At 45.6% G+C, this 23640-nt stretch carries 12 protein-coding genes; all 12 read left to right on the forward strand.

The genetic code is table 11. The features are described from left to right. Nucleotides 1-183 precede the first annotated feature (183 nt). Entirely contained in the window at nucleotides 184-6609 is a 6426-nt protein-coding gene (locus RM049_RS21300; RefSeq protein WP_322705581.1) for a polyketide synthase, read from the forward strand. Next, the gene (locus RM049_RS21305) at nucleotides 6606-9344 is read left to right on the forward strand and encodes a type I polyketide synthase (RefSeq protein WP_322705582.1); all 2739 of its coding nucleotides are present in this window, start codon (nucleotides 6606-6608) and stop codon (nucleotides 9342-9344) included. The genes RM049_RS21300 and RM049_RS21305 overlap by 4 nt, the downstream gene beginning before the upstream one ends. Nucleotides 9345-9535: 191 nt before the next feature. Further along, entirely contained in the window at nucleotides 9536-10756 is a 1221-nt protein-coding gene (locus RM049_RS21310; protein WP_322705583.1) for a hydroxymethylglutaryl-CoA synthase family protein, read from the forward strand. Beyond that, on the forward strand, nucleotides 10747-11547 hold the full coding sequence (locus RM049_RS21315; protein WP_322705584.1) for an enoyl-CoA hydratase/isomerase family protein: 801 nt from the start codon (nucleotides 10747-10749) through the stop codon (nucleotides 11545-11547). The genes RM049_RS21310 and RM049_RS21315 overlap by 10 nt, the downstream gene beginning before the upstream one ends. Further along, complete coding sequence (locus RM049_RS21320; RefSeq protein ID WP_322705585.1) at nucleotides 11540-12283, forward strand: polyketide synthase; 744 nt, start codon at nucleotides 11540-11542, stop codon at nucleotides 12281-12283. Before RM049_RS21315 ends, RM049_RS21320 begins: the two co-directional genes overlap by 8 nt. 39 nt (nucleotides 12284-12322) lie before the next feature. Beyond that, on the forward strand, nucleotides 12323-12595 hold the full coding sequence (locus tag RM049_RS21325) for a phosphopantetheine-binding protein (protein ID WP_322686938.1): 273 nt from the start codon (nucleotides 12323-12325) through the stop codon (nucleotides 12593-12595). A 329-nt stretch (nucleotides 12596-12924) separates the two neighbouring features. Then, nucleotides 12925-14037 (forward strand): radical SAM protein, encoded by a 1113-nt coding sequence (locus RM049_RS21330; RefSeq protein WP_322705586.1) that lies wholly within the window; start codon nucleotides 12925-12927, stop codon nucleotides 14035-14037. 188 nt (nucleotides 14038-14225) lie between these two features. Beyond that, nucleotides 14226-15329: a hypothetical protein gene (locus tag RM049_RS21335; protein WP_322705587.1), complete on the forward strand. Its 1104-nt coding sequence runs from the start codon at nucleotides 14226-14228 to the stop codon at nucleotides 15327-15329. Beyond that, on the forward strand, nucleotides 15326-17575 hold the full coding sequence (locus RM049_RS21340) for a type I polyketide synthase (RefSeq protein WP_322705588.1): 2250 nt from the start codon (nucleotides 15326-15328) through the stop codon (nucleotides 17573-17575). The genes RM049_RS21335 and RM049_RS21340 overlap by 4 nt, the downstream gene beginning before the upstream one ends. 62 nt (nucleotides 17576-17637) lie before the next feature. Next, nucleotides 17638-20562, forward strand: a complete 2925-nt coding sequence (locus tag RM049_RS21345; RefSeq protein ID WP_322705589.1) for an AMP-binding protein — start codon at nucleotides 17638-17640, stop codon at nucleotides 20560-20562. A 282-nt stretch (nucleotides 20563-20844) separates the two neighbouring features. Then, complete coding sequence (locus RM049_RS21350) at nucleotides 20845-22263, forward strand: lipase family protein (protein WP_322705590.1); 1419 nt, start codon at nucleotides 20845-20847, stop codon at nucleotides 22261-22263. A gap of 195 nt (nucleotides 22264-22458) precedes the next feature. After that, nucleotides 22459-23610: an efflux RND transporter periplasmic adaptor subunit gene (locus RM049_RS21355; RefSeq protein WP_322705591.1), complete on the forward strand. Its 1152-nt coding sequence runs from the start codon at nucleotides 22459-22461 to the stop codon at nucleotides 23608-23610. Nucleotides 23611-23640 lie beyond the last annotated feature (30 nt).

Genomic DNA, 23640 nt, shown 5'->3' on the forward strand with positions numbered 1-23640 from the left:
GAACCCCACCCCGCCAAAGCTACGCTTTGTCTCCCCTCCCGAAGAGCGGGGAGGGGTTCGGGGTGGGGTGTTAGAGACTTTTGCAAGAGAAGAGGTCTATTTACTCGCAGATGTTGACTTTGCTTGTCAATTTGCCAGAGATTAGCGTTCTGAACAATTTCCAGGTTTTAGGAGTAGCCGTGCATGGAAAAACAACATACTAGTCAGACGCTAGTAGACGTATTGCGCTACAGAGCTATTGGGCAACCTCAGACGCTAGGCTATACCTTTTTGGTAGATGGTGAATCTGAAGGAAGTAGACTCACGTATGGAGCATTGGATCGAGAGGCAAGGGCGATCGCTACCTACTTGCAAACATTTGCAAAGCCAGGCGATCGCGTACTCCTGCTCTACCCACCTGGTTTAGAATTTATTACTGCCTTTTTCGGCTGCTTATATGCTGGTACGATCGCGATTCCTGCCTATCCCCCTCGGCAAAATCAGTCAATTGCTAGGTTGGGTGCGATCGTTTCCGACGCCCAAGCAACTGCCATCCTGACAACAACAGCACTATTGCCAATCGTAAAGAACTACTTTGCAGACAATCCAGAACTAGCATCTTTAAAAGTCTTGGCCAGCGATGCGATTTCTGAGGCAATCGCACACGAATGGCAAGCACCTAATATCAATGGAAATACTTTAGCGTTCCTGCAATACACCTCCGGTTCTACGGGAATGCCTAAAGGAGTCATGGTTAGCCACAGCAATCTACTGCACAATTTAGCCTACATCGACCAAGGTTGGAATCACACAGCTAAGAGCGTGATGGTAACGTGGATTCCGTTCTTTCATGATATGGGGCTAATTTATGGAGTACTCCAACCTTTGTACTACGGCTTTCCTTGCTATATCATGGCGCCGGTGTCCTTTATTGGGCGTCCGATTCGCTGGCTGCAAGCTATTTCCCGCTATCAGGCAACCCACAGCAGCGCACCCAACTTTGCTTATGAATTATGCGTTAGGAAGATTACCGCAGAACAACGTGCTAGCCTAAATCTCAGTTCTTGGCAGGTTGCTTCTAATGGTGCCGAGCCGGTCAAAGCGGAAACACTCCAACGGTTTGCCAAAGCATTTGCTTGTTGTGGGTTTCAAGAAACAGCTTTTTGTCCAGCATACGGGCTAGCTGAGGCGACGCTGAAAGTGACTACTGTAGAGGCACAAACTCAACCAATAACGATCGAGCTAGAGACAACCGCACTGGCACAAAATCGGGTAATGCTGGCAACAGCAGAGGATTCCAAGACGCGGCTTTTAGTTGGATGTGGCAAGAGTGAACAGGGCGATACCCAAATTGCGATCGCTCATCCTGAATTATTGAGACGATGTTTACCGGATGAAGTCGGCGAGATTTGGGTAGCGGGAGCGAGTATCACCCAAGGCTATTGGCAGCGATATGAGGAAACAAAACATACATTTGCAGCTTATTTAGCAGATACAGGGGAAGGCCCGTTTCTGCGTACAGGAGATTTAGGCTTTTTACAAGACGGCGAGCTATTTATCACCGGAAGACTCAAGGATTTAATTATTATTCGAGGACACAATCATTATCCTCAAGATATTGAACTCACAGTTACAAATAGTCATTCGGCTTTGGGAACGCAGGGAGTAGCCGCATTTACTATCGAGATAGACGGTGAAGAACACCTCGTTGTGGCGTGTGAAGTCGAGCGAACTGCTGTGCGGAAGCTTGATGCAAGTGAGGTAATTGGCTCTATCCGACAAGCAGTCACAACACAGCACGAGTTAGAAGTTCATGCCGTCTTGCTGTTGAAGCCAGCCAGTATCCCTAAGACTTCCAGTGGGAAGATTCAGCGCTACGCCACCCGTGCAGGATTTTTGGCGGGAACTTTGGAAGTGGTGGGACAGTGGAGGAAGGCAGGGGAGCAGGGGAGCAGCACTTCGACTACGCTCAGTGACCGGGGAGCAGGGAGCAGGGAGCAGGGGGAGTTGAGAAGTCGCAAGTCAGGAGACAAGGGAGCGGCGGAAATTCAAGACTGGTTGGTAAATAAGATTGCTCAACGACAAAACATTGCACCCCAATCTATAGATCCGCGTGAATCATTTGCTTATTATGGGTTGGATTCTATTGCCGCAGTCAGCCTGTCAGCAGATTTAGAAGATTGGTTAGGTTGTCAGTTGTTGCCTACTTTGGCTTACGATTACCCGACGATCGCAACTCTATCAGCCTATCTCACAGAAATATCCCAACGGCGAGAATCTCCACAACCCAGACAAAACCTCAAATCTGTCGAGGCGATCGCGATTATTGGTCTTGATTGCCGCTTTCCCGGAGCTAATAATCCAGAAGCCTTTTGGCAATTACTACGAAATGGTAAAAGTGCCATCGAGCAAATTCCCGTCAATCGTTGGGATTCTCATCTTTTCTATAACCCCATCCCCGCCCAACCAGGGAAAATGAGTACTCGTTGGGGTGGATTTATCGAGCAAGTTGACCAATTCGACCCCCAGTTTTTTGGCATTTCTCCTCGTGAAGCCGAGCGGATGGACCCGCAGCAAAGGCTGTTACTAGAAGTGAGTTGGCAGGCACTAGAAAATGCTGGATTAGCAAGCGATCGCTTGACAGGCAGCAACAGTGGTGTATTTATCGGCATCAGTACCAATGACTATGCTCGATTCCAGTTCGATCGGTTGTCTGATATTGATGTCTATGCCAGTACAGGTAATGCTCTAAGCATTGCTGCTAACCGCCTATCCTATCAGCTCGATTGGCACGGCCCCAGTTGGGCTGTCGATACTGCCTGTTCTTCATCTTTGGTTGCAGTTCACCAGGCTTGTCAAAGTTTACGTTTAGGCGAATGTGACTTGGCTTTGGCAGGTGGTGTTAATTTAATTCTCACCCCCCAAATGACAATCGCCCTCTCCCAAGCAAGATTCATGTCGGGGGATGGTCGTTGTAAAACCTTTGATGCGGATGCAGATGGTTATGTCCGGGGAGAAGGTTGTGGAATCGTAGTGCTGAAGCGTTTGACTGATGCGATCGAAGATGGAGATAATATCCTGGCGCTGATTCGCGGCTCGGCAGTCAATCAGGATGGTCACAGCAATGGGCTGACTGCTCCTAGAGGAATTGCCCAACAAGCCGTTATCCATCAGGCGCTTGTTAATGCTGGAATCGCACCCGCAGCCATTAGCTATGTGGAAGCTCACGGGACAGGTACAGCCTTGGGCGACCCGATTGAAGTTAATTCGTTGCAATCAGTGCTGATATCAGGTCGTTCCCCAAAGCAACCTTGTGCGATCGGTTCCGTGAAGACTAATATCGGTCATTTAGAATCAGCAGCCGGAATTGCAGGGTTAATTAAAGTTGTACTGGCTTTGCAACATCAAGAAATTCCCGGTACGCTTCATCTCCAGCAGTTAAATCCGAAAATTACCATCCAAGACACGCCTTTTTCAATTCCCCGTGAGACTCAGAAGTGGTCTGGTGTTGGGGAGCAACGTTTTGCAGGAGTAAGTTCCTTTGGCTTCGGCGGTACGAATGCCCATGTTGTTTTGGAGGAAGCACCCTCCGATTTTAGATTGCCGATTTTAGATTTTAGATTGGATGATGCTGATGACAATCCAAAATCCCTGTTGACAATTTCGGCAAAAAGTGAAATAGCGTTACGGGAATTAGCTCGGCGGTATGTGGCATTTTTGGAGTTTCATTCAGAAGTAGCTCTGGGGGATATTTGTTATACGAGCAATGTCGGGCGATCGCATTTTCACCATCGACTAGCTCTGGTTGCAGAATCATCTGAGGAATTTTGCGAGCAACTAGCAGCGTTCATTTATAATTCACCACCTTCTAAAACAGGCGATCGTTGTCAGGGAGTTGCTTTCCTGTTCACTGGTCAAGGTTCGCAATATATCGGCATGGGGTGGGAACTTTACAACACGCAACCCGTTTTCCGGCAAGCCATAGAACGCTGTGCTGAAATTTTGCAGCCATACTTAAATCAACCTTTGTTAGAGGTTCTATATCCAAGTAGTGAGTTAGACAACTCAACTCAAGCCTCTATTAATGAAACTGCTTATACTCAACCTGCTTTATTTGCATTGGAATATGCATTGTCCCAGCTATGGCAGTCTTGGGGAATCAAACCAAGTGTGGTGATGGGACACAGTATCGGCGAGTATGTTGCCGCTTGTGTAGCAGGAGTGTTCAGTCTGGAAGATGGACTGAAGTTGATTGCCGCACGAGGAAGACTGATGCAAGCGTTACCGTCTGTGGGAGCAATGGTAGCGGTGTTTGCCCAGTCGCAAGAAGTATCGAGTATTATTGATGACTATTCAGATTTGGCGATCGCCGCAATTAACGGCGCACATCTGATCGTCTCAGGTGGATCTGAATCTATGACATCGGCTGTGGCCAGGTTAGAAGCAAAGGGAGTGAAGACAAAAGCACTTGAGGTTTCCCATGCTTTTCATTCGCCGTTGATGCAACCGATGTTGGCGGAGTTTGAACAAATTGTCCAGCAAGTAAACTATTGTTTGCCAAACCCCGATATTCGCTTTATTTCTAATCTCACAGGTCAACTGGCAAAAGCAGAGATCGCCACGCCTGAATATTGGGTAAAACATGTGATGCAGCCAGTCCGGTTTGCTGATGGAATGGCAACTCTAGCAGAACTGGGAGCCTTAGCGTATTTGGAAGTAGGGCCGCAACCGATTTTGTTGGGGATGGGTCGCCAGTGCTTACTGAGTAACGATTATGTCTGGCTTCCCAGCCTCAAAAAGGAATCAAATTCACAGCAGATGTTGTCCAGTTTGGCAACTTTGTATGAATGTGGAATATCAGTCGATTGGGTAGGCTTCCATCATGGCTCTCAACATCGTCGGGTAGTGTTGCCCAATTATCCCTTTGAGCGATCGCGTTTCTGGATGGAAACTGCATCTAGTAGCGTGACTGCTAGAGAATCACTCTGTTCGCCAGCAGAAATCAAGCGTTTGCTCGTGCCCCAGTTGGCTGAATTGACAGCCCAACTTAGTCTCAAACACTATGGGGAAGCCCTAAGTACTTTGGAATCACTGAGTATCCTTTATGTAGTGGCGGCATTCCGGCAGATGGGGTGGAATTTGCAGCTAGGCGATCGCTATTCCATCCCCCAACTCACCAAACTAGGAGTCATCGAGCAACATCAGAAACTCGCACTGCGCCTGTTGGAAATGCTGGTTGAAGAAGGAATTCTTCAGCGAATTGGTAATCAGTGGGAAGTAACTCGAATACTAGAGTTACCGACACCAGAAGCGCAACTGGATAATTTGCGATCGCAATATCCCCAAGCAAATGCAGAACTGACACTGCTAGAGCGTTGCGGTTCGCACCTGGCTCAAGTACTCCGAGGTGAAACTCGCCCCCTAGAGTTGCTATTTCCCCAAGGCGATTTGACAGCATTAACCCAGCTTTACCAGGATTCCCCTGGCGCAAAGGTAATGAACGCCCTAGTCCAAAAGGCAATCTCAACCGCGATTTCCACTGCTACAGTCAGCATTTTGGAAATTGGAGCCGGAACCGGCGGAACAACTGCTTACCTTCTACCTCATCTTCCAGCAGAGCGAACGGAATATGTCTTCACAGACTTAGGAACGTGGTTCACTGCCAAGGCTCAAGAGAAATTTCGGGATTACCCATTTATCCGCTATCAGTCTTTAGATATTGAACAAGACCCCCAATCTCAGGGATTTTCTAACCATCAATACGACATCATTGTGGCAGCAAACGTCCTGCATGCAACTGAGGATTTACAGCAAACCTTACGTCATGTTCGCAGCCTGTTAGCACCGGGAGGATTATTAGTGTTGCTGGAGGGAACAAGTCCCCGACGCTGGTTAGATTTGGTCTTTGGATTAACGCCAGGGTGGTGGAAATTCTCAGACTACGAGCTGCGACCATTCTACCCTTTGTTAGCGGTGACTGACTGGCTGGAATTGTTGTCTGATTGTGGGTTTCAAGGGGCTGTGCATCTTGCGCCTGATTGCGAGGCGATCGGCGATTCGTTCCAACAGGTTGTTATTCTGGCTCAGAGCATCAGTACCAATAACCCAGTTAACCACAATCATCTTCCATCGCTCATTGCTACCACCATCAACACGCCACAATCAACATTTCTCCAATCGCTAGTAACCAAGCCTCCACGAGTGCGACAGGAGGAATTAATTACTCATGTCCGCTTATTAGTAGCCAAAGTTTTAGGCTTAAAGCAACCCCAGTCCATCGGTTTACAGCAAGGGTTCTTTGAATTAGGGATGGATTCATTAACTGCTACGGAGTTGAAAGACCAATTGCAAAATAGTTTAGGCTGTTCACTTTCCCCAACCACATTATTTGATTATCCGACGGTGGCAGCGCTGGCGAATCATCTGGAAACGCAAGTGTTGTCGTTAGATCCACAAGCATCAGCCCAGGAGGCTAACTCTAACTCAGAGAGTGTCCAGCAACAAGTTTTACTGGAAGAATCATCATTAGAAAAGAGAGCGAGATTGTCATCGCCAAAGCAATCGCTTGACGAAATTGCAGATTTGCTGGCTGCAAAACTAGCATCAATCAGAGAGGGAAAACTGCTATGAGTCGTCCTTCAGAAACCAGAGATTATGGACAATTGATGCAGAATGCATTGCTGGAGCTATCAGCCCTCCAAGCAAAGCTGAATACCCTCGAAGATGCTGCAACTGAACCCATTGCAGTCATCGGTATTGGTTGCCGCTTTCCTGGAGGAGTTAACTCTCCAGAGGAGTTATGGCTGCTGTGCAAAAATGGTGGAGATGCGATCGCCGAAGTCCCTAGCGATCGCTGGGATGTAGATGCTTACTACGATCCCGATTTAAGTAGTTATGACAAAACTAACACCCGTTGGGGCGGCTTTTTAGTAAGCATCAATCAATTCGATCCCGGCTTTTTCGGAATTTCCACGAGCGAAGCAGCTACCATTGACCCCCAACAACGCTTGCTATTAGAAGTCAGTTGGGAGGCATTAGAAAACGCTGGATACGACCCCTTACAACTGGCTGGTTCTCAGACTGGCGTATTTGTGGGAATTGCCACTTGTGATTATTACAAAGCCATGACCGCAATTCCCACGAGAGCCGGCACCGGTATTGCCAACAGTATGGCGGCAAATCGCCTGTCTTATTTTTTGGATGCGCGAGGCCCTAGTGTCACAATCGATACTGCTTGTTCGTCGTCCCTGGTTGCCATTCATACCGCTTGCCAAAGTCTGCGGCATCAAGAGTCAAATCTGGCATTGGTGGGCGGCGTGAATATTATGTTGTTACCGGAGGTGAATATTACCTTTTCCCAGGCTGGCATGATGTCATCTGATGGACGTTGCAAAAGCTTTGATGCTACAGCCGATGGCTACGTCCGAGGAGAAGGATGTGGGGTAGTTATCCTGAAGCGTTTTTCAGATGCAGTCAAAGATGGCGATCGCATTTTAGCCTTACTGCGGGGAACCGCCGTAAATCATAACGGTCGCAGTGTTGGCCTAACTGCACCAAATGGGTTGGCTCAACAAGCAGTGATTCAGCAAGCATTGGCAAATGCGAAGGTGGCATCGCATGAAATTGATTATGTTGAGGCACATGGTACGGGTACTCCAATGGGTGATGCCATCGAGCTACAAGCAATCTTCGGGGTGCTAGGACAGGGGCGAAACCTCGACCAACCCTGCGGACTAGGTTCTGTGAAAACTAATATTGGCAATCTAGAAGCTGCTGGTGGGATTGCCGCATTCATCAAAACTGTTCTCTGTTTGCAACATGGAGAAATTCCCCCTCATCCCCATTTCAAAACCATCAATCCCCATATTGACATCAAGTCAACACCATTCTTAATTCCTACAATCGATCGTCCGATAGATATTAAGCCTCGGTTTGCTGGCGTTAATTCCTTTGGCTTTGGCGGTACCAATGCTCATGTAGTACTGGAAGCAGCAGAGGAGGGCAGGGGAGCAGGGGAAGCAGGGGGGGCAGGGGAGCAGGTTAAATCGCTGTTGACGCTTTCGGCAAAAACTGAGACAGCGTTAAGGGAACTTGCAAGTTGTTATGCAGATAGTTTAGAAAACTATGCTGCTCAATCGATTCCTGATATCTGTTTCACAACTAATATCGGTCGATCGCATTTTAACCATCGTTATGCCATCATTTCATCAGGCGATTTACCTCATTTAATCTCCCAACTGAGGACATTCGCCACTAGCAAACAGACGACAGGACAGCTACAGCCAGATAATCGCCCGAAGATTGCATTTCTGTTCGCTGGACAGGGTTCGCAATACATTGGTATGGGATGGGAACTTTACAACAGCCAACCTATTTTCCGTGCTGCCTTAGACGATTGCGATCGCATCTTACGCTCTTATTTGGATCGGCCACTGCTGGAAGTACTGTATCCATTAGGGGAAAGAAACTCAGCGCCTCATCTTCTAGATGAAACTGCCTACGCCCAACCTGCTCTATTTGCCGTAGAGTATGCCTTAGTGAAATTGTGGCAGTCATGGGGCATTGAACCCGATGCGGTGATGGGTCATAGCGTCGGAGAGTATGTAGCTGCTTGCGTGACAGGTGTATTCAGCTTGGAGGAAGGACTGTACTTGAGTGCCGAACCGGGGCGACTGATGGCAACACAAGCTAGAGAAGGGCAAATGGTGGCGGTGTTTGCAGCTAAAGAGATTGTAGAGGAGGCGATCGCATCGTACCAGGATACTGTTGCCATTGCTGCCTTTAACGGCCCTAGCCAAACTGTGATTGCGGGCGATAGACAAGCGGTTGCAGCAGCGATCGCCCGTCTGGAATCGGATTTCATTATGACTCGCGAGTTGAATGTTGCCCACGCGTTTCACTCACCCTTAGTAGACCCGATTCAAAATGCCTTTGAGCAGACTTTGAGGAAAATGCAGTTTCATCCCCCTTGTCTACCCTTTATCTCTCATCATTCGGGAGAATTCGAGGCAGGGGTACTAGATGCTAACTACTGGCGCTCCCAACTGCGATCGCCCGTGCGTTTCGATCGAGGTATCCAGACTTTAGCAGAAGCAGGGTATAATATTTTCTTGGAAATTGGCCCAACAGATACCCTAGCAAGTATGGGTAAGCGCTGTCTACCTAAAAACACTGCTAGTTGGTTGTCTTCTTTAAGACAAGGGCATGATGACTGGCGATCGCTGCTCGACACCTTAGCTACTTTATACGAGAAGGGTATAAACATTAATTGGTCAGAATTTCATCGAGATTCTCCCAGACAACGAGTTGCCCTGCCCACTTATCCTTTTCAGCGCCAACGCTGTTGGATTGACAATGAATTTTAGATTTTAGATTTTAGATTTTTTGGTTCATGCCCCGCCCCGCTTAAATTTTAGATTTTAGATTGCCGATTTTAGATTAAAAATTCCTCAATTCAAAATCCAAAATCCCAAATCCAAAATTGATTGACTCTCTTTGAGGGACTTCCAAATAAAAAATACCCCACTGTTCCCAGTCAGCAATTAGCCAACATTCTATGCCTATAGGAATCGAAAAACTCAATCTGTACTCAGGGCAGTTCTATCTAGATATTGCCGATCTTGCCGAAGCGCGTGGTAAAAACTTCCAGCACATTGCCGATAGCTTAATGTGCAAAACGCGATCGGTTTATCCGGTCTATGAAGATGCTATTACTCTGGCGGTGAATGCAGCCAAACAACTCTTATCACCTCAAGACCTGGAAGATATCGAACTACTAATCGTCGGTACAGAATCTGCGGTTGATTGCGGCAAATCCCTATCGACCTGGGTACATCGGTTTTGTAATTTGTCTCCTAATTGCCGTAACTTCGAGGTGAAACATGCTTGTTACGGTGGCACTGCGGCATTCAAAATGGCCGCTTCCTGGGTAGCTTCAGGGGCAAGACCTGGGAAAAAGGCATTGGTAATTAACACGGACTTCAGCAGCGTCACGCTCAATACCGACCAGGAGTTTATCTGCGGAGGTGGTGCAGTAGCGATGCTCGTTAGCGCCAATCCCCAAATTCTCGAAATTGAACTGGATAAGGCGGGTTACTGGACAAAGGAGATTTCTGACTATCTGCGCCCCACTTTTAACACTGAAGTTATCAAAAGCGAAACGAGTCTTTACTCTTATTTAGATGCTTTGGAGGGAGCATTCAGTCACTACGAGCAAATCGTGGGTTCTGTAGACTATGATGCTGATTTCAAAAAACACATTTATCATGCGCCCTTTCCAGCAATGACGTTTCAGGCACATCGCACCATACTCAACCGATTTGAGGCGGTAGGCAAAGCGGCTGCTAAGTTAAGTTTTCAATCAAAAGTTGCAGAGAGTATACATTTTGCTCAACAAATTGGTAGTTCCTATGGAGGTTCCAATTTTATTTGTTTGTTAAGTCTTTTAAATTATGCCAAGGATCTTAATCCGGGCGATCGCATTTCTTTGTTTGCTTATGGTGGTGGCTGCCAAGCAGAATTCTACAGTGCCACTATTGGAAAGGCTGCAACTGAAATTGTCCGATCGCTCAACATTGACGAACACCTCAATCAGCGACTTCGTTTATCCGTTGCAGATTATGAAGCTAGTGAATTGACCCGTGAAAAATATAGCGATCGCCGAGACTTTAACTTAGAAAACTATTTAGATGAACGCTATGAAAAACGCTATCGAGGCCAAGGTTTACTTGTGTTAAGCAATGTTGAAAATTACTATAGGCAATATAAATGGAGTTAATAGTAGAGGCCATCCGCTATAAAATCGATTCAGGAGTTGCCCAGATTGCCTTGGTGCAGCCCCAAACAGGTAATACACTCAATCCATCTTTAATTAATCAACTTAGTCAAGCATTACAAGCTGCGATCGCTGATTCATCTTGTCGGGCGATCGTGCTTCGGGCTGAGGGAACTGACTTCTGCAAAGGACTTGACTTGGAATGGATATTACAGCAGGGAGGAAGACCTCAAATAGAACTCTTTCAAGCCTTTATAAATTGTCTGCTATTAATTTGTCATTCTCACTTGCCTGTAATCGCCTGTGTTGAAGGTAATGTTACAGGTGGAGGACTAGGTTTAGTTGCGGCTTGCGATCTGGTTATTGCCAACGAGAACGCAATATTTATGTTGCCAGAAGTCATCATTGGCATGATTCCAGCTCTAATTGCACCCTTCTTACTGCGTCGTCTGACCATAGCACAGCTCAATTATTTAACCCTCAGCAGTCGGGGTATTGACAGCCTAGAAGCCAAGGCATTTGGGTTAGTGGATGAAGTGGCGACTGAAGGCATGGCTACCACCTTGAACCGACAACTACAACGGCTATTTCGTTCTTCTCCCGAAGCGATCGCTGCCAGTAAACAATATTTTGAACAACTCTATGGGTCAGATTTGCAGCGACAAACCAATATTGCCCTAAATCAACTTGTTTCATGGTTAGCACAACCGGAGGTATTAGAAGGAATTCAAAATTTCACCGAGGGATTCTCGCCACCTTGGTTTCAAAAGTACAGGGGAAAAACCCATGTCTAAAGTTTTGCTGGCCAATCTAGAAGACGGTATCTTCCAACTGCAAATCGATGACCCTGAAAACGAAAATCGTTTGAGCGAAGAATTATGTGATGAATTAATGACAGCCCTGACTCATCTAGCGACAGAACCGAGCCTGAAAGTCTTGATTTTGAGTGGGCGATCGGATGTCTTCTGTGCCGGAGCAAGCTTGGACACCATCAAACAAGTTGTGAGTGGCAATGCAGATGTCAAAGATTTATCACTTCCCAACCAACTACTCAGCTTTCCCGTACCAATTATTGCAGCTTTGCAAGGTCATGCTGTGGGAGGTGGGCTAGCGTTAGCACTCTACTGCGATCTGGCGATCGCATCCGAAAACAGTCGGTACGGAGTTAATTTTACAGATTTGGGATTTACCCCCGGAATGGGTATCTTATCTGTCTTACCAGCAATGGTTGGACATCACTTTGCTAGCGAGATGCTCCTCACCGCCAAGCTCTACAAAGGTAAAGAACTCAACGGACGAGGTTTATTTAACTACATAGTTCCAGCTGAGGAAGTTATGACTTTAGCCTTGGATATGGCACGGAGAATTGCCGAAAAACCCAGACATGTTTTGGAGATGGTAAAAGACACCCTGTGTCTACCCCGGCGTCAAGCTCTCCAAGCAGCATTGTCCCGCGAACACCTAATGCACAAAATCTGTTTTGGCGTTCCAGGGACATTAGCACACATCGAAGCGGCTTATTTAGCCTAAATTTTGTTTTTTAATTTTCAATATAGGAGACAAGACATCATGGATCGAGAGCAAGTATTAAATGTCGTAATTAAACATATCAAGCTCAACATAGATGGACTGGAAAATGTTGAAATAGATCCACATAAAACAATTGGAGAATATGGAGCTAGTAGTCTTGACGGCGTAGAAATTGTTTCTGCTTGTATGCGAGAACTCAAAATAAAAATTCCCCGAACAGAAGTTTCTAGCTTTAAGACAATCGATGACTTGGTGGAACTGTTCGCCAAGTTTAAAGACGAAGCTTCTCAAGAAGTTAAAGTTACGCAATAAAAATTCCCCAGTCAATATTGTTTTAAGGTACAAGAAGCGATAAATTGCTGTCTCTACAACAACGATCGCTCCTTCGTATAGACGGCGATAAATCGCGTCTTTGTAATCTATAACTTTCATCAAAAAACCTTAACCAGTGAGTTCGACAAGTGCTATTTTGACCTCTCCCCCAGCCCCTCTCCTACCAGGAGAGGAAAGCAAAAACTTTTCTTTTCTCGTTACTCTTCCCTCTCCTAAAAGGCGAGAGAGGCTGGGAGAAAGAAGTCTGTCGAACTCACGTTAACCAAACGGTATTGCAGTCCCCGTTCTTTTTCCAAAAGCAGGTGAAAATGGTTACTCAAACTGTCGAGTCCGATGTCCAAGATTCATTAATGGAATACTTGGAAGATCCGTTTTTAAATCACCTTTTTAAACAAATCAGAAAAGCTGAACAAATTAGAGGGATATCAGTTGATTTAACCCATGCGTGCAATCTTCGGTGTCAGGGATGTTATTTCTTTTTAGATGAATTGGATCAGTTCAAAGCACCCAAAGATGAAGCTGAATTTGATACATTTATTGCCCACGAAAAGAGCAGAGGAACAAATTTTATTACAGTGGTTGGAGGAGAACCCAGCCTGATGCTAGAGCGATTGCAAAAGCTTTACCATAATTTTCGGTTAATGGTTGTTACCAACGCCCTGATCAAAATCCCTTATGAGGGATTTGAAACAATGCCGATCGCTATTTCTCTTTGGGGCGATCGTGAAACTGACAAGACACTCCGAGGAGGTGGTAAACTTGATGTTTTCAGCAAAGCTTTAAAAAATTACAAAGACGATCCGCGTGCTATTTGGCATTACACTACTACACCAGGTAATGCCCATGAAATCGCTAGCGTTGTCGATCAGTGCGTAGCTAACGGTAATCGCGTCTTGTTTAACTTTTACAGCGATCGCATTGACTTAGGAGGAGTTTACGATCATAATCTAGGGTTTGCAGATGTGCGACGTGAAATCGATAAAGCGATCGCCCGCTACCCTGACAAAATTTTAATGACTTCGTACATGAGCAGCGTGTTTACCACACAGCAACTTTACGATGAAACTTGGGGTTATGAAGTTTGCACCAGTCTCACTGTAGATCATGAAATTAATCAAAACCGGATTAAAAATGGTAAACGTTATAATCCCCATTATCGCGCTTACAATCCCGATCTGAAATCAACTCGGCGTTGTTGCACAGGTGATAATCAAGATTGCTCAACCTGTTACCAAACTTGGGCACAGGTTGGTTGGATCATGATCAATCTAGAACGACACCTCGGTTCCAAACAAGAATTTACTAACTGGCTGACTACGACATACCTGTTTTACCTGATGTGTCGCATGGTTGACTTTGAATCCGGCGTGCAACTTTTGCCAGAAATTCATCGACGAATCAAGAGTGCTGAGTTTTGTTAGCAGATAGCTAAGGTTTAGCCTGTGCTGAGTAAAAAACTGCCCAAAAGGGTCAAAGCTAATACCTGTGTTCATCAACACTAAGTAACTTTCCTTACTCAAGACTCAGCACAGAGGAAAGTAAATTGCTAGTAATTCAGGATCTATTCGTTTCTATATTGCTCGGTTTTTCGCAAAGGAAATAAATTGCTATGGCTACTCAAGTAATAGAAACCGAGGTACAAGATCCTTTAATGGAGTATTTAGAAGACCCCTTTCTGTATAACCTGTTCGCACAGATTAGAAAAGCGGGCGCTATTAAAGGAATCTCTGTAGACTTAACTCATCTATGTAATCTGCGGTGTGAGGGTTGTTGTTTTTTCACCGATGACTTAGATCAAAATGCAGCACCCAAAGACGATGCTGAGTTTGAGGCTTTAATTGCACAAGAAAAAGCTAGAGGCACTAACTACATTACGGCAGTTGGGGGTGAGCCTACCTTAATGCTGGATCGATTGCGAAAGCTGGCGCAAAATTTTTGGATGATTGTTGTCACAAACGGGATGATCAAAATTCCTTATGAGGGATTTGAAAATACAGCTATTAGTGTTTCGCTTTGGGGAGATAGCGAAACCGATAAAAAGCTGCGGGGAAAAGGCAAGTTAGATGTTTTCAGCAAGGCTCTCAAAAATTACAAAGACGACCGTCGAGCCTTTTGGTACTACACAACGACCGCTGGTAACGCCCATGAAATTGAACGGGTTGTTGAACAATGTGTCGAAAACGGTAATTGCGTAATGTTTAACTTTTACGGGGATAAGGCAGGGTTAGGAGGTGTTTATGATAATCAACAAGGGTTTGCAGATGTGCGTCATGAAATCGACCGGATGATTGCCCGCTATCCCGATCGCATCTTGATGACCTCGTACATGAATCAAGTATTTACTACAGGGCAAATGTACGATGAAACCTGGGGCTATGATGTCTGTCCTTGCATTAGTAAAAATCGCCCAGAGAATGCAGCCCGATTCCAAAATGGTAAACCCTATAATCTTCACTTTCGCGCTTACAATCCTGATGGCAAATCAACCAGGACATGCTGCACCAGCGAACATCCCGATTGCTCAACCTGTTACCAAACTTGGTCGCAGATGGGCTGGATTATGCTGAATATGGAGCGACACTTAGGTTCTAAGCAAGAATTTACCAACTGGCTGACGACAATGTACGTGTTTTACTTGGGTGCTAGAGCGATTGATTTTGAATCTGGCGTTCAGCTTTTGCCTGAAATTCATCGGCGAGTGAGTGGGATATGAATCAAGAACCGATCGCGATCGTTGGTATTGGTTGTCGCTTTCCTGGAGGTGTCCAAAGTCCAGGTAGCTTCTGGAACCTGTTGCAAAATGGCAGGGATGCAATTACCGAAATACCTGGCGATCGCTGGAACGCCAACAAATTTTATCATCCCGATCCGGTAGAACCAGGTAAAATGTACAGCCGTTGGGGTGGGTTTCTCGACCAGATAGACCAGTTTGATGCCAAATTCTTTGGGATTTCTGGTGCGGAAGCGGCTCGGATTGACCCCCAACAACGACTCTTGTTAGAAACAACGTGGGAGGCGCTAGAAGATGCGGGACAAGTGCTGGAACATCTAGCTGGCAGCGATACCGGGGTTTTTATTGGGGTACTTAACCGGGATTACAATTACATTCAATTGGGGGAGCGCGATCGCGATGCGATTAATGCCCATACCATAGTTAGCTCAAACCTCAACTTGGTACCAAATCGCATTTCTTACTGCTTTGACTTCACAGGCCCCAGTCTACCGATTGACGCTGGCTGTGCCTCGTCATTAGTCGCCGTTCACTTTGCTTGCTCTAGTCTCTGGAATGGGGAATGTAGCCTTGCCCTAGCAGGTGGAGTCAATGTCATCTTCAAACCAGAAGTCAGCATCGCCATGAGTAAGGCATTTTTACTGTCTGCGGATGGTCGTTGCAAGAGTTTTGATGCCGCAGCAGATGGTTTTGTGCGGGCTGAAGGGGTGGGGGTTGTTGTTCTAAAGCCGCTATCTCATGCCCTAGCTGACGGTGATGCTATTTATGCAACGATCCGCAGCAGTGCTGTCAATCAAAACGGTCGCGGCAGCAGTTTTACAGCCCCCGAAGCTTTGGCGCAGCAGGCAGTCATGCAAAAAGCCTATCAGCGGGCAGGAATTCTCCCTCAGCAGGTGCAGTATGTAGAAACTCAAGGCTCCAGTTCGCCGATGGGGGATGAGATTGAAGCCAAAGCGATCGGGGCTGTCATCGGCAGCGATCGCGCTTTGGGCAATGAATGTGCCATCGGATCTGTGAAAACAAATATTGGACACATGGAAGCGGCTGCCGGCATTGGCGGACTGATTAAAGCAGCGCTAGCGGTTAGCCATCGTCAGATTCCAGCCAATCTGCATTTTCAAACCCCCAATCCCAAAATTCCTTGGCAAGAACTGCGGTTGCGCGTGGCACAATCTCTGGAACCATTAATAAATAAGGATAATCAACCACCAATCGTCAGTGTGAATGGTTTTGGTCTGGGAGGCATGAATGTTCATGTGATTCTGCAAGGTGTAGAGATTGGTAAGCCAAGATCCTTGCCAATTGATACTGCGACCGCTAACCAACCACAACTGTTTTTAATGTCAGCTCGTAGTCCAGAGGCTTTGAAAGCCTTTGCTAAAGCTTATATTGAGTTTTTTACTGCCCAGGATAACCCGACAATTTCATTGGCAGACATTTGCTATACAACTAGTCTGCGCCGCAGCCATCATTCCCACCGTTTGGCAATGGTAGTTGATTCCAAAAAACAACTCGCCGAGCATTTAATGGCTTTTCTCGCACAAGAAAGCCGCCCCTCGATGTTTTCCGGCTATGTAGAGCAACAGGGGGAGCAGAGGGGCAGGGGAGCAGAGGGGCAGGGGAGAAGTCCTCAATTCAAAATTCTAAATTTTGCTACTGAACGCGCTCAGATATTGAATTCCTTAGCAGAGCGCTATACCCTAGAAGATTCCATTGATTGGAATGCTCTTTATCCTCATGGTGGTTCTTTTGTGCGTTTGCCGTCCTATCCGTGGCAACGACAGCGTTACTGGCAGGAATCAGAAGCCTCACGGCAAGATAGATTAGGAGAATCTAATACAGCCCAAGCCTCTAGTGTGGTTGATTCTAAGATTGCCGAACAGATTGATATTATAAAGCAATGGTCAGTAGCGATAAATAGCCAACGCACCGATTTATTAAGCACTTACATTCAAGCACAAATTGTCCAAGCCTTAGAGTGTGAGCCTGTTCAAGTTGATGTCCAAAAGCCACTTAATAGTATGGGCATCGATTCTCTGATGGCTGTGAGTCTGAGAAATCACATTGTCACCAATTTAAAGATTGAACTGCCAATCGAACAGTTTATTGCTAGTCCTAGCATTGCGGAATTAGCTCAAGCTTGCCACGAACAATTAATTTTGAAAAATTTGATACCAACTATTCAGATTGCTAATTTTGTCGAAGAAATAGAGGAGTTAACACTTTAGCCTCAGTTTGGTATTGAGACGAGTACAAGCAAAAGCAGATCGGGTTTTGGAGAGGGCTAAATATGGTATTCAATGAATTGTTAACATCTAGTTTGTCAGTCAAAAATTTAGTAGAACTGACGCGTTATCGCGCCGAACAACAGCCCGATCGCCTCGCCTATAGTTTTTTGCTGGATGGAGAAAAGGAAGTAATTAGTCTCACATATCGAGAACTGGATCTATCGGCACGAGCGATCGCGGTGCAACTGCAAACTGTCAGTGCCAAGCATGAGCGTGTCCTGCTTCTCTACCCGCCTGGTCTTGATTTCATTACCGCCTTCTTTGGCTGCTTATATGCTGGTACGATCGCCGTTCCTGCTTATCCGCCTCGACAAAATCAGTCGATCTCCAGGCTGATGGCAATTATGGCAGATGCCCAGGCTAGTGTTGCCCTGACTACAACCTCCCTGCTCACAACCATCGCTACTCAATTTAACCACCATCCAGACCTGACCACAAAACAGATTTTAACTACCGACACCATCACTAATCAGCAAGCAGAGTTATGGCGCGAACCCGTACTTGATGCAAATGCGATCGCATTTTTGCAATACACCTCTGGCTCAACCGGGATGCCCAAGGGGGTTATGGTCAGTCATGGCAACTTACTGCACAATTTAGAACTGATTCATCAGTTTTTCCAAACCACTCCTAACGAATTAGGCGTATCCTGGCTGCCCCCTTATCATGATATGGGCTTAATCGGCGGCATCCTCCAACCCCTTTACGTCGGTTCCTCAATAATTTTGATGTCGCCTGTTGCGTTTTTGCAGAAGCCATACCGTTGGTTAGAAGCAATTTCTTGCTATCAAGCGACGATTAGCGGCGGGCCGAATTTTGCCTATGATTTGTGCGTGCAGAAGATTCAGCCAGAACAATTAGTGGGTCTTGACCTGAGCAGTTGGAAAGTTGCTTTCAATGGTGCCGAACCAGTTCGTGCCCAGACCCTAGAGCGATTTGCTACCAAGTTTGAGCCTTACGGTTTTCGCCCAGAAGCTTTTTATCCTTGCTATGGGATGGCTGAAGGCACATTGTTGATTTCCGGGGGGGTAAAAGAGTGCTACCCAACGGTGTGTAATGTAGAAAGTGCTGCTCTCGAACAAAACCAAGTTGTGCTGTGTGCAGAGCAACAGCAGCATAGTATCAAGATTGTTGGGCAAGGTAAGACGGGGTTAGGTCAAACAATTGCGATCGCCAATCCGCAATCTTTCCAGAGATGTCCAGATGGTACAGTCGGAGAAATTTGGGTTACAGGAGCGAGTATTGCTCAAGGATACTGGCAGAAACCCCAAGAAACGCAAGAAACATTCTATGCCTGTTTAAACGATACAGATGAGGGTTCGTTTCTGCGAACGGGCGACCTGGGATTTCTGCATAATGGTGAATTATTTGTTACCGGGCGACTCAAGGATTTAATTGTGATTCGAGGTCGCAATTACTATCCTCAAGACATTGAACTGACGGTGCAGGAAAGTTATTCGGCTCTCCGACAAGGCTGTGGAGCAGTGTTTGCCATTGAGGTAGAAGGAGAAGAAAGAATCGTCGTTGCTCAAGAAATCGAGCGCACCTACTTAAGAAAGCTGAATGCAGATGAAGCGATCGCGGCAATTCGGCAAGCGGTGTCACAGGTTCATGAGTTATCAGTTTATGCAGTGTTGCTGCTCAAGACTGCCAGCATTCCTAAAACATCGAGTGGTAAGATTTCCCGTACTGCTTGCCGCAATGGATTTCAAACAGGTAGTTTAGACATCATTGCTGCTGACATCTTGCCCCAATGGGATGGCACAGGTAGCGAATATAAACTCACAGCAGCAGAACTGTTAGCGATCGCTCCCACACAAAGACAACAGCACTTAGAGTCTTACATTCAAGCAAAACTAGCCAGGGGACTAAAAGTTGACTTGGCAAAACTCCATCCCCAACAACCCTTGCATCAGCTAGGCCTCGATTCCTTGGCTGCGATCGAGATTAAACATCAAATCGAAGTCGATTTAGAAGTCAATGTTCCTGTGGTCAAGTTTCTAGAAGGTGTGACCATTGCAAATCTCGCTGCTCAAATTCTCAGACAATTGACTGGAGTAAATTCTCAGCAGCAAGGCGAAAAGCTACCCTTCTTCTGCATTCATCCGGTGATGGGTGTCGCTTCCGTTTATTCCGACCTGGCAGAGTTATTGGGTCAAGAACAACCTTTCTATGGGCTACAATCTGCGGGGATTACTGGCGAAAGCAAATCAAAAGATTGTATAGAAGACATTGCTGCTGAGTACATCCACGGTATCCAACAGGTGCAGCCAGAAGGCCCTTATTGTTTAGGAGGTTGGTCTTTTGGGGCGCTGGTGGCATTTGAAATGGCCCAACAGCTACAGCAAGCAGGACAGACCATTGTCTTACTGGCACTGATTGATACTCCCGCCTTTTGCGACAATCGCACTCAGAATTTCTTCCAGATGGCTAAATTTCTCCTGAATTCCGTGCTTCGCAATCTTGGCCCTTATCTGGATGAAACAGTAGACCATTTTCTGACTGCTGTCGAAGAACGACAACTCACCCAACAGATTGCAACTAAGACCTCGAAGCCATTGGATTTTTTGGTTGAGCCAGGAAGTATAGCTAAGGTTGTCGCCCACCAGTCCAGGCTGAGTAAGCTTTTCCAACCAGCTGCGCGACGGCTATTTCAAGTCATACAAGCTAACAACTCAGCCCTCCTCAAATACAAGCCGCAGCCTTATCCAGGTAAAGTTACCCTATTTCGGACGAGCAAACAAACTGGAAAAAATCCCCAAGATGCAACCCTTGGCTGGGGCGATCTAGCAATGGGAGGAATTGAGATTCACCAAATTCCGGGAAACCATCTGAATTTAGTTCTCCCGCCCCATGTAGAGGTACTTGCCGAAAAGCTAAAAGCTTGTCTCGATCGCGCGCAGATTCAAAAGATGGAGGTGTTGTAGATTTTCCCTTTTCTAAGAGGCTTGTATTAGCTTGATAATACTATCAGGAGATTTATAAAAATAAATAATAACCAAAATGTTCGCTTTGATTACTGATAGTTATAAAACAGCACTAACTGATATTATCCTATCAAGTCTCCATCTATATTCAGAGGATAAAAATCAAGCAATAAGTAGAACGGCTTCAAAAAACCAAACTATGTAAAGAAAAATAAAATAGGCTGAAACCCTTTTATATTCTGCCCGATTCCACTAATCAATATTCACAGCGACCTACTTCTTATGAGTATACCTTTAAAGCTTCGCAGTGGTTTTAGCTTTGATGAAGCGATTTTAATGGCTAAGTTCTCCAAACGAAGTTATGAAATATTTCAAGTCGGAGGAGGCTCTGTTGAAGATGCCGAAGTCCAAGATATCTATAACTCTCTGTATAAGAATGAGGGCTGGAAATTAGTTCATAGCTTGCAAAATAATGAAAATAATATCCGAGGTTTCATTTTTAAACGAGAAGAAAGTAATCAATTTGCGGTGATTTTTCGAGGCTCGATTGTTACCGATCGCGGTCAAATTGAATTAACGGATATTTTGACCGATCTCAATTGGTCTTTAATTAACTATGGTTCTCTACCAGATACGCGAGTCAAAGTTGCACGGGGATTTTTTGAAGGATTTGAAGCGGTCAAAGACGAACTTGCTGTTTTTTTCCAGGTTCTCTTAGGTCAAATTAATGCTCAAGATTTTGAGACATTTCAAACCTTGAATTCTGGCAAACAAATTGCTATTGCCCATGCCATTGCTGCGGCTGGAGGAATCCGATTCGGACTGGCCTTTGAGCGCCGATTAAAAAAACTAATTTCGGAAGTTTTCTCTTATGATGCGATCGGCAACCTGAATCGAGCCTGGAGTTTTGCCCGCGATGAACTGTTGAACTTTGAAGATATCTCTAGAGAAATGAGTCAGTTATCGAATAGTCGCAGGGCTGGCGCTAGCTTAAATTCTATATCTAAGATACCTAAAAATACCAGCCGCCTTGAGGTTTTCGTGGGCGGTCATAGTTTGGGCGGTGGTTTAGCTCAACTCGGCGCTCTGTTCTTAAAACGCCGCTTTAGTTCTTTAGGAGAGTTAGCTTTACGAGTCAAAGTATACACCTTTGGATCTGTGAAAGTTGGCAATCGGCATTTTGCCAATTACTACAACGAACAATTAGGAGAAGGATTTAGTTACCGCGTCGAAAATCAACTCGATCCGTTTACTCTAGTACCCTTTAGCCTTCCTTTCCCTTTAAGTATGGTTGCTGGCAATGGCTTGAGATTGGGGGAACTTTACTTAGGCAATTACGAACATGTGGGAGAAGTTCATCACGTAATCGGACTGGGAAATCACGGTGTCTCTCTGAATTTTGGGGGAGCGGCAGAATTTATGGGAGGTGTTCCTTTCCCTCACAGTTTCGATACCTACATTCAACTGCTGCAAGAAGACAAAAAACGGTGGCATCAGTTGTGGCAACCCATTAGAGGAATTCTCAGTATCTTTTTACAAGAAATGCTCCAGGAACAAGAAGCTGGGATTGTGATGACCACCGAAGAACAAATACGGGGAGTTCAAGAACAGACATCTGAAGAAATTCGGAATCTCAAGCAATCTCTAGACGAACTTAAAAGCGAAATTCAGCGATCGGGGCTGAACTTGAAGAACGAATAAGAACTGGTAACTTTCACTACTGATGATCGAGACAATTTTAGATGCAAGGATGCAAGGATTAAACTCAAAATCTGAAATCTAAAAAAGGTTTCAAGCCTCTCCATTTATGGAGAATATTTCAAAAAATCATTAATCCAAAAGACGCTCCTACGTCGCTAACGCTACGCTATCGTAAATCCAAAATCCAAAATCGACGTGACCCCTACTGTTACTGCTCGCAATCTTAGTATCTTTGCTGGTCTACTTGCCTTAAGTATCGGGGCTGGATACGTTTTCCTGTTTAAAGTATCTAGCCCGTCGCCCGCCAACAACGCCTCGTCATCTTCGTTATCGTTGCCGCCTAAAAAAACAAAAGTCCTGGCATTGGGGCGGTTGGAACCAGAAGGGGAGATTACCAAAGTTGCAGTTCCAGTGGGGGCGCAGATTGATAAATTAAAAGTTTCTGAGGGTGATTGGGTTAAAGCCGGACAAGTTTTGGCTGATCTCAAAAGTCACCCAGAAATGCTGGCTAAACGAAATTTGGTTGCTAGCCAGTTAGAGGAGGTGCAAAAACAGATACAAACAGATAGCTCCCTCAATAAAATTGAGATTGGTCAGGCACAAGCACAGATTAGTCAGATTTCTACTCCTCGTTTGCAAGAAATTAGCTCTCAACAGGCTGCTGTTCGCCGATCGCAAGCAGAGTTGGATCAAGCAATTATCATACGCGATCGCTATGCAAAACTTTATGCTGAAGGTGCAGTTCCTAAAGAAGATTATGAGATTAGGAAGTTACTGGTTGTACAAACCCAGGAGAATTTAAGTCAAGCCAGAGCCAAGTTAGATCAATTAACCACGACCCGCACAGAAGATATCAAAGTAGCTCAAGAGAACCTCAAACGCTCAGAAATGAATTTAAAGCGAGTCGCTAGCCATAGTGGGTTGATTTCAGCCATCCAAAATTTAAAACTAGCCCAGGCACAGTTAGAGCAAACTATTATCCGTGCGCCCAAAAACGGCCAAGTCCTGAAGATTTACACTCAGGCTGGGGAAGTGATTTCCGATCGCGGGCTTCTGGCTCTGGGCAACACACGTAATATGTATGTAGTGGCAGAGGTTTTTGAAACAGACGTTAAGTTGATTAAGGTCGGACAGCGAGCAACGATTACCAGTCCGGTTTTTGAAGAAAAAATGACTGGCACTGTCGCCAAAATTGGTCAACTGGTGTTCAAAAACGACATTATTGGGGACGATCCGACAGCAAAATCAGATGTCCGAGTGGTAGAAGTGAAAATCCGCTTAGATCGAAGCAAACTTGTCTCCGATCTCAGTAATCTGCAAGTAGATACCGAGATTGATTTAAATTAATTCGCTAAAGGTTTTTCAAAAGGGAACAGG

The sequence above is a fragment of the Nostoc sp. DedQUE04 genome (genome assembly GCF_034530995.1).
Taxonomy (GTDB): domain Bacteria; phylum Cyanobacteriota; class Cyanobacteriia; order Cyanobacteriales; family Nostocaceae; genus Nostoc.

Excerpts from the sequence above, each read along its gene's own strand:
- RM049_RS21300 (WP_322705581.1), top strand. The coding sequence starts at position 184 with ATGGAAAAACAACATACTAGTCAGACGCTAGTAGACGTATTGCGCTAC.
- RM049_RS21340 (WP_322705588.1), top strand. The coding sequence starts at position 15,326 with ATGAATCAAGAACCGATCGCGATCGTTGGTATTGGTTGTCGCTTTCCT.
- RM049_RS21345 (WP_322705589.1), top strand. The coding sequence starts at position 17,638 with ATGGTATTCAATGAATTGTTAACATCTAGTTTGTCAGTCAAAAATTTA.
- RM049_RS21325 (WP_322686938.1), top strand. The coding sequence starts at position 12,323 with ATGGATCGAGAGCAAGTATTAAATGTCGTAATTAAACATATCAAGCTC.
- RM049_RS21315 (WP_322705584.1), top strand. The coding sequence starts at position 10,747 with ATGGAGTTAATAGTAGAGGCCATCCGCTATAAAATCGATTCAGGAGTT.
- RM049_RS21350 (WP_322705590.1), top strand. The coding sequence starts at position 20,845 with ATGAGTATACCTTTAAAGCTTCGCAGTGGTTTTAGCTTTGATGAAGCG.
- RM049_RS21310 (WP_322705583.1), top strand. The coding sequence starts at position 9,536 with ATGCCTATAGGAATCGAAAAACTCAATCTGTACTCAGGGCAGTTCTAT.
- RM049_RS21330 (WP_322705586.1), top strand. The coding sequence starts at position 12,925 with ATGGTTACTCAAACTGTCGAGTCCGATGTCCAAGATTCATTAATGGAA.
- RM049_RS21320 (WP_322705585.1), top strand. The coding sequence starts at position 11,540 with ATGTCTAAAGTTTTGCTGGCCAATCTAGAAGACGGTATCTTCCAACTG.
- RM049_RS21335 (WP_322705587.1), top strand. The coding sequence starts at position 14,226 with ATGGCTACTCAAGTAATAGAAACCGAGGTACAAGATCCTTTAATGGAG.
- RM049_RS21305 (WP_322705582.1), top strand. The coding sequence starts at position 6,606 with ATGAGTCGTCCTTCAGAAACCAGAGATTATGGACAATTGATGCAGAAT.